We start from the raw sequence: 16,357 nt of genomic DNA, 5'->3' as shown, positions 1-16,357 counted from the left end.
CAAACACCACCATTGTAGGAGTCAGACAGCATGTTGCGGCGAATCGAACTGGGGCTCAAGGAGCACGTCACAGACAACGTTGGCGCACGCGTGGCGCGCGGCGCCTGCCACGCTTTGGGCGTGGCGGTTGATCAGTGCAGAATCGTCAAGGTCTTCACCATCCAGGGTGTGGACGACGACGGATTCAAAACCATCCTTGAGACCGCTGCCCTGCACGATCCGGTCCTGCACGACGCTTCGCTGGAGCCCATCGCCAGCGGCTTCGACTGGATCATAGAAGTGGGCTTCCGCCCCGGCGTGACCGACAACGAAGGTCGTACCGCCAAGGAAAGTGTCGCTCTGGTTCTGGGCCTGTCCAAGACCGAGGCCGAGCATATGGCCGTGTTCACCTCCACCCAGTATCTGCTCTCGGGCGATCTGAGTGCCGAGGAAGTCCAGCGCATTGCCCATGACTACCTCGCCAACGAACTCATCCAACGCTACGAAATCAAGAGCGCTGCCGAGTGGGCTGCGACTCCGGGCTTCGAAGCCAAGGCCGCTCAGGTCACCGGTGAGGCCATTGACGAGGTCCTGACCATCGACATGGAAGCCATGAGTGACGATGAGCTGGTTGCCTTCTCTCGCGAGAACACCCTGGCCCTGTCACTCAAGGAAATGTGCATGATCCGCGAGTATTATCGCGATCCTGCCGTGCGCGAGAGCCGTGCTGCCATGGGTCTGCCCGCCGCCCCCACCGATGCCGAGCTGGAGGCTCTGGCCCAGACCTGGTCCGAGCACTGCAAGCACAAGATTTTCAGTTCCAAAATCGACTACGAGAACAAGGAAACCGGTCAGCGCACGGAGATCGACAGTCTATTCGGCACCTATATCGTGGACAGCACCAAACGCATCCGCGAAGAGCGTGGCGAAGACGATTTCTGTCTCTCTGTGTTCAAGGATAATGCAGGCGTCATCAAGTTCGACGAAGACTATTCCGTGTGCATCAAGGTCGAGACCCACAACAGCCCTTCGGCTCTGGACCCTTACGGCGGAGCCCTGACTGGCATCGTTGGCGTCAACCGTGACCCCATGGGCACGGGTATGGGTGCAAACCTTGTCTGCAACACCGATGTCTTCTGTTTTGCCTCGCCCTTCTGGACCGAGGCACTACCCCCGCGCCTGTTGCATCCCCGCCGCGTACTGGAAGGTGTGCGCGAGGGTGTGGAACATGGCGGCAATAAGTCCGGCATCCCCACGGTCAACGGTTCCATCGTCTTTCACGAGCAGTACCTGGGCAAACCCCTGGTCTTCTGCGGGACCATCGGCCTGATGCCCGCCACGTTGAACGGCCAGCCCAGCCATGAGAAAAGCGCCCTGCCCGGCGACGCCATCGTCATGTGCGGTGGTCGTATCGGCAAGGACGGCATCCACGGTGCGACCTTCTCTTCCGAAGAATTGCACGAAGGCTCACCCGCCACGGCTGTCCAGATTGGTGACCCCATCACCCAGCGCAAAATGTATGATTTCCTGATGCGCGCCCGGGACATGGGCTTGTATAACGCCATCACCGACAACGGCGCCGGTGGCCTTTCTTCCTCCGTGGGTGAAATGGCCGAGTTCTCCGGTGGCTGCAAGCTGGATATCTCCAAGGCACCGCTCAAATACGACGGTCTGCGCCCTTGGGAAATCCTGCTCTCCGAAGCTCAGGAACGCATGACCATGGCCGTACCTCAGGACAAGCTTGCCGAGTTCATGGCCCTGTCCGAGGAAATGGACGTGGAATCCTCCATCCTGGGCGAGTTCACCGACTCCGGCAACTTCCACGTCACCTACGGCGACAAGCCTGTGGCCTGCCTGTCCATGGACTTCCTGCACGACGGCGTTCCGCAGATGGAACTCAAGGCCGTCTGGGAACTCCAGGATGTCGAAGAGCCCTACATGCCCCTGTTTGTCACCAATCAGGGTGATCTGCTCAAGAAGATGCTGGGCCGCCTGAACATCTGCTCCAAGGAATATGTGGTCCGCCAGTACGACCACGAGGTCCAGGGTGGCAGCGCGGTCAAGCCTCTGACTGGCGTGAAGAACGACGGTCCTGCCGACGCAGGTGCCCTGCGCCCCGTGTTGGGCAAGGACCGCGGCATTGTGGTCTCCCACGGCATCTGCCCCAAGTTCTCCAAGCTGGATACCTACTGGATGATGGCCTCGGCCATTGACGAAGCCATCCGCAACGCCGTGGCCACGGGTGGCAACCCGCGTCACATGGCAGGCACGGACAACTTCTGCTGGTGCGATCCGGTCCAAAGCGAAAAGACCCCTGACGGGCACTACAAGCTTGCTCAGCTGGTGCGCGCCAACCAGGCCCTGGCCCATTACTGCCAGGCCTTCGGCGTGCCCTGCATCTCCGGCAAGGATTCCATGAAGAACGACTACACCGGTGGCGGCACCAAGATCTCCATTCCGCCCACGGTGCTGTTCTCGGCCATGAGCGTCATCGAGGACGTCAACAAGTGCGTGACCTCGGACTTCAAGCAGTCCGGCGACCTTGTCTACATCCTTGGTCTGACCAAGCCCGAGATGGGCGGCAGTGAACTGTCCGAGCTGTTCAAGGCCCCGTTCTTCGATGTGCCGCAGGTGGACGCCGTGTCCGCACGTGAACGTTACATCACATTGCACGCCACCATGCAGGACAGCCTTGTCAGCGCTGCCCACGACCTGTCCGACGGCGGACTGGGTGTGGCCGTGGCCGAGATGTGCATCGGCGGACGCCTGGGTGCTGCCATCGATCTGGCCAAGGTTCCCACCTGCCCGGACGACATGGAAGTCACCGACCTGCTGTACTCCGAGTCCAACAGCCGCCTGCTCGTCACCGTGCGCCCCGAAAACCGCAACGCCTTCGAGGCTGCGTTCAAGGGTCAGCACTTCGCATTGATCGGCGAAGTTACTGGTGACGGCAATCTGGTTGTGCAGAAGGACGGCCAACCGCTCATCAACGAGCACGTGGACACCCTGACCAGCGCCTGGAAAGCCCCCTTCGGCACCGAAGGCCCGGGCATGGAGAACGGTGGCACGGGCGGCGAGTTCTGCTCCGTGGGTGCCGCAGGCCGCGACGAGTGCATCACCTTTGAATAATCATCGCTAGAAACAAAAAGGGGGAACTTTGTACAAAGTTCCCCCTTTTTTCATTATGACCCCATCCGGGCTAAAGCTATCGCCATCACTCGGACTTGCGGGCAACGGCAATCAATCGGCTACTCAGGTGGACCAGCCCGGAATCCTGCGCAAATTTTTCGTCAACTGCCTCCAACATCTGATATACCTCCGGGTCCTGCACGGCATTCTTCAACTCCTGGCTCGGAGGGAATGTAAACAGGGGGGTTATCCCGGCCACGGTGAGTAATTCCATGCCTTGTTCCTTGAAAACGGCGGCCAGTTCATCCGGTCCAAGCAGATGCACAGTCAGCCCTTTGCTGTTCACATACTTCCCGGTTTCAAGAACTTGCAGAACTGACTCTGAAGAGCCCTCGCGAAACAAGTCGTAGGCCTGGCGGTATCGATTTGACGCATCGCACAACACATACCCTCCGGGGCGAACCACACGACACAATTCGCTGATGGCCTGCGGAGCATTTCCGCACAGCGTCACCGGCTCGCCAGTGGCCACTGCCATGTGGAAACTATCACTCTCCAGGCACCCCAGATCACAAATATCCGCAACCTCGAAAGTCACGCGGTCCGCATGCCCGTTCTCTTCCACGGATTCCCGAGCCTTTTGCAGCATATTCGGGGAAAAGTCCGAAAGCACCATCTCGAAACCCATGGGCGCCAATTTGTCCACCCATCGCCCAACACCGCACCCGGCCTCTAGAATCCGCCCCCCGATAATGTGGGCAAGCAGCGGCTCGATATGTTTCCACCAGCTTTTCTCATAAAGCGTTGAAACTAAATCCTGAGAGCTGCTTCTCTTGCGTGCGGCATGGTGCTCCGCAATTCCGTCCCATGTCTCGCGTAACTTCTCGTTATTCATGGCACCTTCCCCTGAAATGACTTTCATTATCAATTGCTCTTTACCACACGAGTTGTCAACCCGAATGCTCAGCGTGACCGCCACGTCAGCACAAAGAGCACCATTGGCGTTCTCCCTTTGTAGAACACCACAAATCTGTACCGGCGTATTTGACTCCCGCCGCGCCGGAAGCTACAAACCTCCTTCGGCCCCGCGCCGCACAAGGAGACATCTCATGATCGCTACGGGAACCTTATCCCCCAAAGACTGTGTCACCGCGCTCAGCCGGTTGTTCACGCAAAGCCTGTATCGCTAGCCCGGCGCACCTTACCGGGACCAGCGTCGGGCATGATCAGTGTCCCCCTTCACTCCTTGCATTTCATACGAATAATCCGTCCCCATGGGGCGACAAACGAGAGGAAGCTTTCGTGAATATCATCGACGAACTCAAATGGCGCGGCCTGGTCTACCAGGCCACCGACGAAGCCGAACTGAAAAAGCATTTCGAGACCCCGGGCCGCACCCTGTACTGCGGCTTCGACCCCACGGCCAAGAGCCTGCACATCGGCAACATGGTGCCCATGCTCGCGCTCCTGCGCTTCAAACGCGCCGGGCATGATCCCATCGTGCTCATGGGCGGAGCCACCGGCCGCATCGGCGACCCCTCCGGCAAGGACGTGGAACGCCAGCTTCTTGACTTCGACGCCATCGAGGGCAACATCGCCAACATCCGCTCCCAGGTCCACGCCCTGTTCGGAGACGATACCAAGGTCGTCAACAACTACGACTGGACCCGCGAGATGAGCGTGATCGAATTTTTGCGCGATATCGGCAAGAACTTCACGGTGAACAGCATGATGGCCAAGGAATCCGTACGCCAGCGCATCGAGCGCGACGAAGTGGGCATCTCGTTCACCGAATTCAGCTACCAGATCCTGCAGGCCATGGATTTCGACCATCTCTACCGCGAATACGACTGCCGCTTGCAGATCGGTGGTTCCGACCAGTGGGGCAACATCACTGCCGGTACCGAGCTGGTGCGCAAGAAATCCCAAGGCCAGGCCTTTGCCGTGACCTTCCCGCTTCTGACCACGGCCTCTGGCGCAAAGTTCGGCAAGTCCGAGAAGGGCGCCATCTACCTCGACCCCGAGCTGACATCCGTCTGGGACATGTACCAGTACTGGATCAACGTGGACGACCGCGATGTGGTCAAGCTGCTCAAGGTCTTCACCTTCAAGACCATTGAAGAGATCGAAGCCCTGGAAAAGCAGCTGGAGGAAGCCCCGCACCTGCGCGAGGCCCAGAAAGCCCTGGCCGAGGAAATGACCGCCCTGTTCCACGGCCCCGAGGAATTGGCCAAAGTCCAGAACGCCGTGGCCGTGCTGTTCGGTTCGGGCGATGTGACCACCGTGGACGCCAAGACCCTGCGCGCAGCCCTGGATTCCGCCCCCAACGTCTCGTACCCGGCCAACGACATCCCGCCCCTGCCGCAGATCATCGCGGATCTGGAGCTAGTCAAATCCAAAGGCCAGGCCCGCAAGGACATCGCTGCCGGAGCCGTGCGTGTGAACATGGAACAAATCAAGGACCCCACCACCACCCCCACGCCGGAAGACTTCCTGCATGGGGAGGTGCTGCTGATCAAGAAGGGGAAAAAGCACTGGGGGCTTGTCACTCTGGACTAGGCCGCTGAAAAGAGCGCGTCTGCTGCGTTACGGCTACGGCGTCAGAATCTCACGTATTGCATGATACGCTTCGATCCTGACGCCGCCTTATGCCTTGCATCCGACCCGTTTTGAACCGCTTTGACCAAGACAAGATGCACCCGCACCCTTTTGAGCAGCCTTGAGGCGAATCAAAAAGATGAATTGACCGGAGTTACGCCCCCGGTCATGGACCATAAAGGGAGACCCATCATGAAACTTGGCGCACTCTGCCGGATGATCAAGATCGAACACTCGGTGTTCGCCCTGCCCTTTGCCTACATCGGCATGGTGCTGGCTGCGGGCGGCTGGCCCGGGCTGGTGCCCTTCGTGCTGATCACCGTAGCCATGGTGGCCATTCGAACCTACGCTATGACCTTCAACCGTCTGGCGGATCTTGAATTCGACAGCCTCAACCCGCGCACCAAGGACCGACCTCTGGTCACCGGCGAAATCTCCACCCGCGATGCCAAGATCTTCCTGTTCATCACGGGCCTGATCTTCATCCTGGCCTGCGCTGGTCTAAACTGGCTGTGCCTTGCGCTTTCACCCATTCCGCTGCTGGTGGGGGCATTCTACAGCTATACCAAGCGCTTCACCCCGCTTTGCCATTTCGTGCTGGGCTCGGTGCTGGGCCTGGCTCCCGTGGCCTCCTGGCTGGGCGTAACCCCCGAGTTCACGGTCACCGCAGCCCTGTTCTTCTTCGGTGTCACCTTCTGGGTGGCAGGCTTCGACATCCTCTATGCCTGCCAGGATGCCGAATTTGACCGCGAGCAGGGGCTAAACTCCATGCCTGCCAACCTGGGCATCCCCACGGCACTGGCCCTGTCCACCTTCTGCCACATCTGCACAGCCATCTTTTTCGGACTGGCCGGAGCCAATGCGGGTCTGGGCTGGGGCTACTGGATCGTCTGGGCACCCGTGGCCATTGCGCTCATCTGGGAGCATTCCCTGATCTCCGCCGACGACATGAGCCGGGTCAACATGGCCTTTTTCACCGTCAATGGTGTGATTGGCGTCTCACTCTTTCTGGGCGTGCTCATGGGGCTTTGGTTCTAAAGTCCACTGAACCCGACACCCCTTTTTCAAACAAAAGAACCCGCCGTGAGGCGGGTTCTTTTGTTTTGGCCCGGCCTGTCGTATGGTGGCAAAAGTGGAGAACCTCATGAACCAGTCAACAGCCAGCACCGAGCGTCCGCCTGAGCATCCTCAGCCCGTATTTCCGCTATGGCTGTTGCGCGAGAAACCCGATGAGGCAGAAAAAGCCAAACAGGCAGACCGCGAAGCTGATCGACCAGGCAAAGGGCGCAAACTTCTGTGCCGTGGATGCCGGACAATGATCACCACAGACGACACACGCATCAACGTCAGCGGTAAACATCGTCATGTCTTTGCCAACCCGGCGGGATACCTCTACGAACTGGGCTGCTTTTCTCAAGCTCCGGGATGCTCCCATGAAGGAGCCCCTTCCTGGGAGTTCACCTGGTTCCCAGGGCATTCATGGCAAATCCAGGTCTGCCGTTCATGTAATGCACTGATGGGCTGGAGCTTTCGCCCGCCCTCGGGTAACGGATTCAGTGGACTGATCCTGGCCCACTTGATTGAAGAAGACAATAATAGCGACTGACCCCCTGTTCAGGAGGACCGCATGGAAGAACATCTCACGGAACAATTGTTCAACGACGTCAAAAAAGACGCCAAGGACCTGGCGAACATGTTGCCCAAGGGAGACAAGGTCGCCGGGCGGATTCTCATCGAGGCCCTACCGATACTCTTTCAGGAAATCGAGCTCAGCCGACAGCGCAACGAGAGCCTGCGCGATGCCCTGGAATTCTATGCGGACATGAGTCTTTGGGATCGTGCCTATATCGACGGAGGCTCTTCGGATTCCGTAGCTGCCGAGGACGGCGGGGAAACCGCCCGGCTGGCACTACGGGGAATGTAATGGCCACGGGCTCGCTCGCCGCGAGCCCGTAGCCTGATATTGAAGTGCTACATGGGCAGGATAGTACGCCCGAACTGCTCTTCAAGGACCTCGGCCATAGCCAGATAAAAGGCCGAGGCTCCACACAGCATCCCTTCCCATCCGGCAATCATGCCGATGGTCTCATTGCCGGTGAAATCCCGTGCCGCCAGCAGGAAAAAGAGCACGGTCAACGATGCAAAGATGAATCTGAGCACGCGGCCACCCTTCAAGGTACCCACAAACATGAACAGGGTGAACAGACCCCACAGCACCAGGTAACAACCCATATAGCCATGCGGAGTGGCTTCGGCCAGGCCCATCTTGGGCATGACGATCAGGGCGACCAATGTCAGCCAGAACAGTCCGTAGGAGGTAAAGGCCGTCACACCGAAGGTATTACCCTTCTTGAATTCCATAATCCCGGCAATGACCTGGGCAATGCCTCCGTAAAACAGCCCCATGGCCAGCACCATGGCGCTGATGGGGAAAAAGCCTGCATTATGAATATTGAGCAGGATGGTGGTCATCCCGAAACCCATGAGTCCCAACGGGGCAGGATTGGCGTATGTCTGGTTCATTGTTGTTGATCTCCTTGTGCGTGGGTGTGTCACTCATTGATTGAGCGCACAATCAGCTACTCGAAAACAGCTTCGGGCGCAACTATCTCTAGCCGTGGTTTTCATACCACTCTGTTACTCCCCATCCCGCCGACTTTGAGATAGACTGGTGAGAACTCTCTACTCACAAGGAACTCGTATGAATTGGAAAATCCTGATTATGATCATCGCCCTCTGGGCCTTATGGGACCTTGCCATGCCGCTGTTCGGCATCCGCCAGATGCCGCCCTGGGAACTCAGAAAGCGCATCGCCCTGGACACCGCCCCCGTGATGCTGGATGTGCGCAGCCCCTTGGAATATGCGTGGTTCCACATTCCAGGCGCCATCAACGTGCCCTTTCCACCGCCATCGGCTGTAGAACTGGGTATCCCCAAAGACGCCGAAATCGTCCTGATCTGCATGACAGGGCATCGCTCACCAGTGGCAGCCTGGCAACTCAAAAAGGCGGGCTATGAGAACGTGTCCAACCTGACCTGGGGCTCCAGTGCCTATGCCTTGCTCGGCGGGCGCACAAAAAAAGGCGAAGCGCCGTAACGCTCCGCCTCATGATCTTCAATTGATCAAGCCTTACTCGTGGGCTTTCCCCTTTTCACTCAAGGTCGTAAACTTCAACTCATCTTGGACCTTAAGGAACATGTCTTCGGATGCTTGCTCCAAATCCGGACGTCCGCACCACATGCCCATATCGACATCGCCGATAACAAAATAATTCTTCTTGGCTTCCACATTCAGAGAGATCACATCCTTGGCTTCGGTCTCCGACCAGAACGTATGCAATCCAGGCGTCGCGTAATAGATGAAATAACTACCCTTACGCAACAGACCGATCTTTTCCGTGTCATCATTCACGTAGTAACTGACTGCGGCCCCGATAAAATTGTTTTCGCGAAAGAAAACCACGGTTCCAGCATCTTCCTTTAACTCAACGGCAGGACGCTCTTCATGGATGACGTAATGCTCACTTCTGGGCATGGTCGCACACCCGGAAATCGCAACGGCAAGAATAAATGCAAACAGAATTCTCAGTTTCATAATTTTCCTCCCAAGGAATATATCCGGGAGGAAGTATCATAAATGCGATACAAGGTAAATACCTATATTATCAGGAAAGTCTACATCGATCCTTCCAATTCCAGCAGATATTTCTTCATATCCAGCCCGCCCTCGGCGGAGTAGCCGGTCAGGGCACCGTCGCTTCCCACGACACGATGACAGGGCACGATGAGCGGCCAGGGATTGGTGGCCATGATCCGGCCCACGGCACGCGCAGCACCGGGCGACCCTGCCATGGCAGCCAGTTCGCCATAGCTCACGGTCTGGCCATAACCGACCTCCAATTGCAAAGCCTTCAACACCTTGGCCGTAAACTCGGGCTGCTCATGATAGGCCATGGGCACGCGCGGCCAGTCCATACGGTCACCCGCCACATAACGTACCAAGGCGTCCCGCAGCATCTTCGCGGCAGCTGTCATACCCGTGGGTATCCGTCCCTGGGACCATAAAATTTTGGTGCCCAACAGCACCCCGTTGTCCCAAGCCAGCTCCAGGGCCAGCGGGTCGGCAACGATCAACTCAATCATGTTGGGAATTCGCATCCGGTCTCCTTGTCTTGGGCCGCATCAAATGCGACCGGGACAATATAGACTCAGGTCAGGCTTGGCGGCAAGGGGGCCTTGGCAGAGTACCAGGCAGGGATCCCGGACTCGGCTCCTGCGGTCTTGCCCTGCCAGATATCTGCCTCGAGCATGGCCTTGGTCAGTCGATTCAGGATTTCCTGCTTGCGCAGGGCCCACTCTGGAGCCACAAGTTCGCCATAGGCTGGATCAGAAGCCATGCGATGCACCACCACATCGGGACGAAGTCTTGGCAAAACCCGAGTCAGCAGGCAGAGATAATCCTCAAAACCCATCGGTTTGTAGTTGCCATGGAGAAATTCAGCCTCAAGGGGCGTCCCATTACATATATACAGATTATGAAATTTAATCCCGGCAATGGGCAAGGCGCTGACAAAGTCCACGCTGGCTGCAAAACCATCGTCATCATCTCCGGGGAGACCGGCAATGAGGTGCGCACAGACCTTGATCCCCCGTCCGGCAGCCTGTTCGACGGTACGAGCGAAATCCTCGGCACTATGGCCCCTGTTGGCCTGTTTCAAAATAGCGTTGTCGGACGACTGCAGCCCCAGGTCCAGCCACAATTCCTGCACATCAAGGGCAGCCAGAATATCAAGTTTCTCGGAATCCAGACAGTCAGGCCGGGTACCGATGGCCACTCCCACGGAATCGGGCAGAATGGCAATCCGCTCCAAAACATCTTTCAACTGCCCTGGTGAACAATATGTATTTGAGAATGCTTGCAGGTACGCCAGGAACGGGCTGCGTGTTTCACGCAGAGGAACAGTCCACGATTCCCATTGCCCTTCCATATCTACTCCACGACCAAACAAACCAGTTCCCGAGCCATGCTCATTACAAAATGAACACCCACGGCTGGACAGGGTTCCATCACGATTCGGGCAGGTTGCGCCCGCATCCAGAGGCACCTTGCTGACCTTGCATCCAAACCGTTGGCGAAAGTAGGTGGAAAGTGAATAATGCCTGAACAATCCGGTATCCTAGGATTTTAAATGGTTTCGGGCAGATGCTTGCCCCAAAGGCTTGTGTCGGGTATCACTTAGCGAATTGACAGAACGAGTGGAAACAGTGACAATCCGCACCCATCTGACCCATCAATGAGTTGACCCAAGAGAGAGCATATGTCCAGAATTTTGGATACAGTACTTGGCTTCTTCTCCAATGACCTCGCTATCGACCTCGGTACTGCCAACACCTGCGTCTACGTCAAAGGCCAGGGGATCGTACTCAGCGAGCCCAGCGTCGTCGCCGTGAAACAGGACAATAAAGGCGGCCGTAAGGTTCTGGCAGTAGGCAACGAGGCCAAGCTGATGTTGGGGCGTACGCCTGCCAACATCGTGGCCATCCGTCCCATGAAGGACGGGGTGATCGCCGATTTCGACATCACCCAGGAGATGCTCAGCTATTTCATTCGCAAAGTACACAATTCCCGGCGCCTCGTGCGTCCGCGGATCATCATCTGCGTGCCCACGGGCATTACCCAGGTGGAGAAACGCGCGGTCAAGGAAAGCGCCGAAAGCGCCGGAGCCCGTGAAGTGTACCTGATCGAGGAGCCCATGGCCGCAGCCATCGGTGCCAACCTGCCCATCACCGAACCCACCTCCAACATGGTTGTGGACATCGGCGGTGGAACCACGGAAGTGGCCGTCATCTCCCTGTCGGGCGTTGTCTATGCCAAGTCCGTACGAGTAGGTGGCGACAAGATGGATGAAGCCATCATGCAGCACGTCAAACGCAAGTACAACATGCTGATCGGTGAATCCACGGCTGAAACCATCAAGATCAAGTGTGGAAGCGCCTACCCCACCGATGATGAAACAGAGATGGCAGTCAAAGGCCGGGATCTGGTCTCGGGCATTCCGCAGAACATCACTATCACTTCCGAGGAAGTGCGCAAGGCCATTTCTGAACAGGTGGATTCCATCGTTCAGGCCTGCCGCATTGCCCTGGAGCAGACTCCGCCCGAATTGGCGGCGGACATCGTGGACCGTGGCATCGTACTTACGGGCGGCGGCGGACTCCTGAAAGGGCTCGACCAGTTGTTGCGCGAGGAAACCGGCCTTCCCATCACCGTTGTGGACGACCCGCTCTCCACCGTTGTGCTGGGTTCCGGCAAGGCACTCGACAACCTGGACGTCCTGAAGGAGGTCACGATCGATTAGCCTGGGCTCAACAAAGGGCGTTGTCGTCGCCTTCCTTCTCGCTCTTTCTTTGTATTTGAGCCTCTACACGTGGAACGCCCGCACGGGCGTTCTCGACGGTTTGGCGAGTCGTACCGGACTGGAGTTTGTGGGCTGGGTCATCAAACCTGGCCGCTGGATTGCCGATCAGGCCACCACCACCTGGAAGCGCTACCTTTACCTCGTTGACCTGCGCCAGGAGAACGACCTACTGCGCGAGCGGCTGGATCAGCTAACCATGGAACTGACAGCCAAACACGAGCAGGTAACCGAAGCATTCCGACTGCGCAAGCTTCTTGGATTCCGGCCACCCATGGGCTGGACCTCGTCAGGGGCGCGGGTCATCGCCCAGCGCATGGGGCCCAACGCGGCCCTGGGCACCGTGGTCATCGACAAGGGCACCTTGGCCGATGTGGATATCAACACACCGGTCATCACCCCCCACGGCGTAGTCGGACGTGTTCTGCGTAGCGGCTTGACTGCATCCAGCGTCCTGCTGCTCACAGACCATAACAGCAAAATTCCCGTGCTCGGCATGAAACACCGCAGCACGGGCATTCTCACTGGCGGCGGGGCCGACAACTCTCTGGACGTCTATTACGTGCCTCTGAATGCCCCCATCGACGAAGGGGAAATCCTGCTCACCTCTGGGCTGGCAGAGATTTACCCCAAAGGCTTGCCCATCGCCCGGGTGACCTCCGTCGAACGTTCCGAAATCTCCCTGTTCCTCACCGTCCGAGCCGAGCCTCTGGTCAACTTGCGAGACCTGGAAGAAATCCTGCTACTGCAGACCCAGCCCGCACAGGCCCCGAACGTGAGTGGCTCCCCCGCCGCCGCGCCGGGCTCTTAGGAGGCCACCATGCATCCCGTGGTCTTTTGGTTGATCTTTACGGTCATTGGCGTCTGGGCACAGCGTCTTTTGCCAGGCGTGGACTTCTTTGCCCCCGCTTTGGTGGTCTGCCTGCAGCAACGGCGCATCACCCAATTCGTCTGGCTGACCCTGGCCTGGATCATCCTGCAGGAAGGCATGGGCAATCTGCCCTTCGGAAACCTGCTGTTGTGGTACAGCGGGCTCGTATTGATCTTTGTGGTTGGACGCTGGCTGTTCGAGTCGCGCAACCTGATCTTCGTCTTCATCATCGGCATCTTCATGGGGAGCTGGCACTTCCTGCTCACCCAGATCATGACCAACCTCCAGGTTCTGGAAGTCAACAGAGCCCAACTCCTGCTGGAGGGCGTCCATCAGGCCGTGATCTTCCCCTTGGCCTGGGCCATTACCTACAACGTCTACAAGCGCATGGTACCCGATGTCGGCCCATTATGAGCCAGAGGGACAGGCCCCCCCGAAGTCGGGCCTGCTGCTGCTTCAGGCATTGATTTGGGTGCTGTTCTGCATCTTTGCCCTGCGCTTCTGGTATCTTCAGATCTATCGCGGCGAAGAATTCGAAACCAAGGCCCGAGACAACCAGTTACGCCAGGAAGCCATGTTTGCCCCCCGGGGGCTTGTGCGTGACCGCATCGGCAAGCTTGTGGCCGTCAATGAGCCGGCTTACGCCCTTGGCCTGGTCCGCGAGGACTGCAAGGATATCTCGACCACCTTGGACAAGGTGACCGAATGGACCGGGGTCGATCGCGAGGCACTTCGCGAGAAATTCCACAAGTACAAACGCCTGGTGAAGCCCTTCGAACCCATGATTCTCGTCCCTGAATTGCCCTTCGAGCAGGTGGCCGTCATCGAGGCCAACGCCCTGTTCTGGCCAGGATTGGAAATCGTGGTCAGACCCAAACGCTACTACAAACAACGGGATCTGCTGGCCCATGTGCTGGGCTACGTGGCCGATGCCAACGAAGTTGAACTGTCCAAGGATTCCGGCCTGGCACTGGGTGACAACGTGGGCAAGGGCGGTCTGGAACTTGTCCTGGAAAGCCGCCTGCGTGGAGCCAAGGGACTCAGGCAGGTGGAAGTGGATGCCACGGGACGTCGCCTGAAACAAAAAATCCTGCGCGAACCCCTGGCCGGAGAGCACATCAATCTGGCTATCGATCTGGGTTTGCAAACCCATGCGGCAAGACAGTTGGAAGGGCAGGCAGGCGCCATCGTCGTCATGGAACCAACCACAGGAAAGGTATTGGCCTTTGTCAGCCAGCCTTCCTACGACGCCAATATGTTCGTGACCGGCCTCTCCCAGAAGCAATGGAGCAAGCTGCGTGACGACCCCATGCATCCGTTGCAGAACCGCGTTATCCAGAGCATGTTTCCTCCCGGCTCCATCTACAAACTTGTGGTGGGCGGCGCCTTGCTTGAGGACGGCTTCAGCCCCAAGGAAACCGTCTACTGCGGTGGACAGATCAAGCTGGGACGCAGAGTCTTCCGCTGCTGGAAAAAGCATGGACATGGCCGGGTCGACTACCAGAAGGCTCAGGTCAACTCCTGTGATGTCTATTTTTATGCTGCGGGCGACAGGCTCGGAGTGGAAAAGATGAGTACTTTTGCCAAAGACTGCGGATTCGGACAAAAAACGAACATCTCACTTCCGCACGAAAAAACCGGACTGGTGCCTACCCCCGAATGGAAGCGCAAGCGCTTTGGCGAACCATGGGTCGGCGGCGACAACCTGAACATGGCCATCGGCCAGGGTTTCAATCTGGTCACCCCCATCCAGGTCGCCCGGTTCATCAGCGCCCTGATCAATGGAGGCACCCTGTACCGGCCCCTGCTTCTGGCCGATGCCGAGCCCGAAGTCCAGGGGCAGCTCCCCATGAGTGAGCTGAATCGCACCATGATCGTGGACGCCATGGTCGAAACCGTCCAGAGCGGCACGGCACGCCGCCTGAAACGCAAAGGCGTACGCATGGGCGGCAAGACTGGTACGGCACAGGTGGTCCGCTTGAAGCTCAAGGAAGGCGACGAACGCCGCAAGACCGAGGAAATGGACTACAGGGAGCGCGATCACGCCTGGCTGGCCTCCTTTGGTGAAAAGGACGGCAAATCCTACGTCGCCATCTGCATGGTGGAGCACGGCGGACATGGTGGCTCGGCTGCCGGTCCGGTACTCAAATCCATCTACGACTATCTCTTCTCGGAGAAGATGCAATGAGCTTCATCGATCGCCGGGTACTGCTGCACATCAACTGGGCCCTGCTGGGCCTGACGTTGTTAATTTTCGGGATGGGAGTTTTGAACCTCTATTCCGCAAGTGGCTTCCGCCTTGAAAGCGGTGTTGCCGTCAACCCCTACTATCAGAAGCAATTGGCCTGGGGCCTGATCGGCATGGGTGGCATGCTCGTCTGCATCTTCCTGGACTACCGCCATCTGAAGACACTGGCCTGGCCCCTGTTCTGGCTTTCCGTGGGCCTGCTCATCTGCGTCCCGTTGTTTGGTAAGACCATCTACGGTGCACGTCGCTGGCTGGATCTGGGGTTCTTCAACTTCCAACCCAGTGAAGCCGCCAAGATCAGCATGCTGCTCATCGGCGCCAAGCTGTTGTCCAAGGGCCAGCGCCCACTGGATTGGATCGGGCTGATCGGAGTCACACTGGTGGGCTGCATCCCGGCCGGGTTGATCATCCTCCAGCCAGACCTCGGATCGGGGCTCTCGGTGCTGATGCTGCTGGGCGGACTGATCCTGTATCGCGGTTTGCAATCCCAGGTCCTCAAGACCCTGTTCATTACTGTACCACTGCTGTTGCCCTTGTCCTGGTTCTTTTTGCATGACTATCAGAAGCAGCGCATCCTGACCTTCCTGAACCCCGGTAGCGACCCTCTTGGCAGCGGTTACCACATCCTGCAATCACAGATTGCCATCGGCTCGGGTCGCATGTGGGGCAAGGGCTTTCTGGCAGGCACCCAATCCCAGCTCAGGTTCCTCCCCGAGAAGCACACGGACTTTGCCGTTGCCGTGTTTGGCGAGGAATGGGGCTTTGCCGGTTGCATAATTTTGCTTTCACTTTTCTGCCTCTTTCTGTATCAAATTTTTCTCACAGCCCAAGAGGCCAAGGACCGTTTCGGAAGCTTTCTGGCGGCCGGGGTCTTCTTCTATTTTTTCTGGCAGGTCCTCATTAATATGGGCATGGTCCTCGGACTGATGCCGGTGGTGGGCATCCCGTTGCCCTTCATTAGTTACGGAGGAAGCGCCATGGTCGTGAACCTCTGTCTCATCGGAGTCGTGATGAACGTCTCCATGCGCCGTTTCGTATTCAAACGGTCCTGACACAGCCAAGACCGGAACCAACGGGCTCAGGGCGACCCTCTGAGGCCCCAAGAGTCTCCGTGAA

General features: G+C 57.9%; 16 protein-coding genes. 11 read left to right on the top strand and 5 right to left on the bottom strand.

Annotated elements, in window-relative coordinates; translation table 11 throughout:
* Nucleotides 1-30 precede the first annotated feature (30 nt).
* Nucleotides 31-3,108, top strand: coding sequence for an AIR synthase-related protein (locus EL361_RS14710; protein WP_126380707.1), 3,078 nt, complete (start codon nt 31-33; stop codon nt 3,106-3,108).
* 85 nt (nt 3,109-3,193) lie between these two features.
* Here EL361_RS14710 and EL361_RS14705 read toward each other — a convergent pair whose 3' ends face one another.
* The gene (locus EL361_RS14705; RefSeq protein ID WP_172961777.1) at nt 3,194-4,003 is read right to left on the bottom strand and encodes a class I SAM-dependent methyltransferase; all 810 of its coding nucleotides are present in this window, start codon (nt 4,001-4,003) and stop codon (nt 3,194-3,196) included.
* A gap of 407 nt (nt 4,004-4,410) precedes the next feature.
* Between EL361_RS14705 and tyrS the strand changes: the two genes are divergently transcribed.
* The 4 genes from tyrS to EL361_RS14685 all read left to right on the top strand — a co-directional run bounded on the left by tyrS (nt 4,411) and on the right by EL361_RS14685 (nt 7,630).
* Complete coding sequence (gene tyrS / locus EL361_RS14700; RefSeq protein ID WP_126380705.1) at nt 4,411-5,667, top strand: tyrosine--tRNA ligase; 1,257 nt, start codon at nt 4,411-4,413, stop codon at nt 5,665-5,667.
* Nucleotides 5,668-5,898: 231 nt separating this feature from the next.
* On the top strand, nt 5,899-6,744 hold the full coding sequence (locus EL361_RS14695; protein WP_126380704.1) for a 4-hydroxybenzoate octaprenyltransferase: 846 nt from the start codon (nt 5,899-5,901) through the stop codon (nt 6,742-6,744).
* A 106-nt stretch (nt 6,745-6,850) separates the two neighbouring features.
* Nucleotides 6,851-7,312 carry a cereblon family protein gene (locus tag EL361_RS14690; protein ID WP_126380703.1) on the top strand — a complete coding sequence of 154 codons (462 nt, stop codon included), beginning with the start codon at nt 6,851-6,853 and terminating at the stop codon, nt 7,310-7,312.
* Nucleotides 7,313-7,333: 21 nt separating this feature from the next.
* On the top strand, nt 7,334-7,630 hold the full coding sequence (locus EL361_RS14685) for a hypothetical protein (protein WP_126380702.1): 297 nt from the start codon (nt 7,334-7,336) through the stop codon (nt 7,628-7,630).
* Between the two features lie 47 nt (nt 7,631-7,677).
* On the opposite strand, the gene satP is transcribed toward EL361_RS14685, so the two are convergent.
* Nucleotides 7,678-8,229, bottom strand: a complete 552-nt coding sequence (gene satP / locus EL361_RS14680) for an acetate uptake transporter (RefSeq protein ID WP_126380701.1) — start codon at nt 8,227-8,229, stop codon at nt 7,678-7,680.
* Nucleotides 8,230-8,407: 178 nt separating this feature from the next.
* On the opposite strand from satP, the gene EL361_RS14675 reads away from it, so the two are divergent.
* A complete protein-coding gene (locus tag EL361_RS14675; protein WP_126380700.1) occupies nt 8,408-8,803 on the top strand; it encodes a rhodanese-like domain-containing protein in 396 nt (131 codons plus the stop codon).
* Between the two features lie 33 nt (nt 8,804-8,836).
* Here the strand turns inward: EL361_RS14675 and EL361_RS14670 are convergent, their stop codons facing one another.
* From EL361_RS14670 to mnmL, 3 genes are all read right to left on the bottom strand, one after another.
* The gene (locus EL361_RS14670) at nt 8,837-9,301 is read right to left on the bottom strand and encodes a hypothetical protein (protein WP_126380699.1); all 465 of its coding nucleotides are present in this window, start codon (nt 9,299-9,301) and stop codon (nt 8,837-8,839) included.
* An 80-nt stretch (nt 9,302-9,381) separates the two neighbouring features.
* Nucleotides 9,382-9,864, bottom strand: a complete 483-nt coding sequence (locus EL361_RS14665) for a methylated-DNA--[protein]-cysteine S-methyltransferase (RefSeq protein WP_126380698.1) — start codon at nt 9,862-9,864, stop codon at nt 9,382-9,384.
* Between the two features lie 50 nt (nt 9,865-9,914).
* Nucleotides 9,915-10,874 carry a tRNA modification radical SAM protein MnmL/YtqA gene (mnmL, locus tag EL361_RS14660; protein WP_126380697.1) on the bottom strand — a complete coding sequence of 320 codons (960 nt, stop codon included), beginning with the start codon at nt 10,872-10,874 and terminating at the stop codon, nt 9,915-9,917.
* Between the two features lie 150 nt (nt 10,875-11,024).
* Here mnmL and EL361_RS14655 point away from each other — a divergent pair, with 150 nt between their 5' ends.
* From EL361_RS14655 to rodA, 5 genes are all read left to right on the top strand, one after another.
* Nucleotides 11,025-12,065 carry a rod shape-determining protein gene (locus EL361_RS14655; protein ID WP_126380696.1) on the top strand — a complete coding sequence of 347 codons (1,041 nt, stop codon included), beginning with the start codon at nt 11,025-11,027 and terminating at the stop codon, nt 12,063-12,065.
* Between the two features lie 100 nt (nt 12,066-12,165).
* The gene (gene mreC / locus EL361_RS14650) at nt 12,166-12,933 is read left to right on the top strand and encodes a rod shape-determining protein MreC (RefSeq protein WP_232034801.1); all 768 of its coding nucleotides are present in this window, start codon (nt 12,166-12,168) and stop codon (nt 12,931-12,933) included.
* Nucleotides 12,934-12,942: 9 nt separating this feature from the next.
* Complete coding sequence (locus tag EL361_RS14645; RefSeq protein ID WP_126380694.1) at nt 12,943-13,407, top strand: hypothetical protein; 465 nt, start codon at nt 12,943-12,945, stop codon at nt 13,405-13,407.
* The gene (mrdA, locus tag EL361_RS14640; RefSeq protein WP_126380693.1) at nt 13,391-15,181 is read left to right on the top strand and encodes a penicillin-binding protein 2; all 1,791 of its coding nucleotides are present in this window, start codon (nt 13,391-13,393) and stop codon (nt 15,179-15,181) included. The genes EL361_RS14645 and mrdA overlap by 17 nt, the downstream gene beginning before the upstream one ends.
* On the top strand, nt 15,178-16,293 hold the full coding sequence (rodA, locus tag EL361_RS14635) for a rod shape-determining protein RodA (RefSeq protein ID WP_126380692.1): 1,116 nt from the start codon (nt 15,178-15,180) through the stop codon (nt 16,291-16,293). The genes mrdA and rodA overlap by 4 nt, the downstream gene beginning before the upstream one ends.
* Nucleotides 16,294-16,357: the final 64 nt, after the last annotated feature.

The sequence above is a fragment of the Desulfovibrio ferrophilus genome (assembly GCF_003966735.1).
GTDB lineage: Bacteria > Desulfobacterota > Desulfovibrionia > Desulfovibrionales > Desulfovibrionaceae > Desulfovibrio_Q > Desulfovibrio_Q ferrophilus.
The sequence above is the reverse complement of the archived record's forward strand: the minus strand, read 5'-3'. Positions and strand labels throughout refer to the sequence as shown.